This window comes from Cellulosimicrobium composti (genome assembly GCF_010287905.1).
Classification (GTDB): domain Bacteria; phylum Actinomycetota; class Actinomycetes; order Actinomycetales; family Cellulomonadaceae; genus Cellulosimicrobium; species Cellulosimicrobium composti.
The window spans coordinates 1-1,411 of the sequence record NZ_JAAFAN010000142.1; the positions used below are offsets into that span (position 1 = coordinate 1).

Here is a 1,411-nt window from a genome sequence, read left to right on the forward strand (position 1 = left end):
AGTTGAGTCCCCGATAGTGGTGTAGCGCGGTTGCCGAACTCGTCGCCGTAGACGTGGAGCGGTCACCGCGTGATCCTTCGAGTGAACCTTCCGCAGCACTCTCGAACGGAGCATCACGATGACCGCACCCCACATTGTCGACCCTGCCGGCCTGCTTGGCGAGGCTCTGGCCGAGGCGTCCCCGGACCTGATGCGGTCGCTGCTGCAGACGGTGATCAACGCGCTGCTGTCGGCCGATGCGGACGCGGTGGTGGGCGCCGAGTGGGGCCAGCGCTCGGCCACGCGCACGTCCCAGCGCAACGGCTACCGGCACCGCGACCTGGACACCCGGGTGGGCACGATCGACGTCGCGGTCCCCAAGCTGCGCACGGGCACCTACTTCCCCGAGTGGCTGCTGGAGCGGCGCAAGCGAGCAGAGTCCCTGATCACGGTCGTGGCCGACTGCTACCTCGCCGGGGTCTCCACCCGCCGGATGGACAAGCTGGTCAAGACCCTCGGCATCAACGCCCTGTCGAAGTCACAGGTGTCCCGGATGGCGGCCGAGCTCGACGAGCAGGTCGAGGCCTTCCGCCACCGGCCGCTGGGCGACGCGGGCCCGTTCACGTTCGTCGCCGCCGACGCGTTGACGATGAAGGTCCGCGAAGCCGGCCGGGTGATCAACACCGTGGTCCTGGTGGCGACCGGAGTCAACGGCGACGGGCATCGCGAGGTCCTGGGCATGCGCGTGGCCACGGCCGAGACCGGGGCGGCGTGGAACGAGTTCTTCGCCGATCTCGTGGCCCGCGGCCTGGCCGGGGTGCGCCTGGTCACCAGTGACGCGCACGCCGGCCTGGTCGAGGCCATCGCCGCGAACCTGCCCGGAGCGGTGTGGCAGCGCTGCCGTACCCACTACGCCGCGAACCTCATGAGCATCTGCCCCAAGAGCATGTGGCCCGCCGTCAAGGCCATGCTGCACTCGGTCTACGACCAGCCCGACGCCGCCGCCGTGGGTGCCCAGTTCGACCGACTGCTGGACTACGTGGCCGCCAAGCTCCCGGCGGTGGCCGAACACCTGGACGCCGCCCGCGCCGACATCCTGGCGTTCACCGCCTTCCCGAAGGACGTCTGGTCCCAGATCTGGTCCAACAACCCCTCCGAACGGCTGGACAAGGAGATCCGCCGCCGCACCGACGCCGTCGGCATCTTCCCCAGCCGCGACGCCATCGTCCGCCTCGTGGGCGCCGTCCTGGCCGAGCAGACCGACGAATGGGCCGAAGGCCGCCGCTACCTCGGCCTCGAAGTCCTGGCCCGCTGCCGCCTGACCACCGTGACCAACACCGCAACGGAGGTAGACACCGACCCCGTCCTCGAACTCACCGCCTAACCCCGCGAAGGATCACCAGCCGCTACACCACTCCCTGGGACTTGACCG

Annotated in this window: 1 protein-coding gene; it reads left to right on the forward strand. The window is 69.8% G+C overall.

The annotated features are described in order from the left end of the window. The first annotated feature begins 118 nt into the window (after positions 1 to 118). Positions 119 to 1,363 carry an IS256 family transposase gene (locus tag GYH36_RS19050; RefSeq protein WP_162290695.1) on the forward strand — a complete coding sequence of 415 codons (1,245 nt, stop codon included), beginning with the start codon at positions 119 to 121 and terminating at the stop codon, positions 1,361 to 1,363. The last annotated feature ends 48 nt before the right edge of the window (positions 1,364 to 1,411 follow it).

Bases quoted from the DNA above. Each gene is read 5' to 3' on its own strand.
- GYH36_RS19050 (WP_162290695.1), top strand. From the start codon at position 119: ATGACCGCACCCCACATTGTCGACCCTGCCGGCCTGCTTGGCGAGGCT.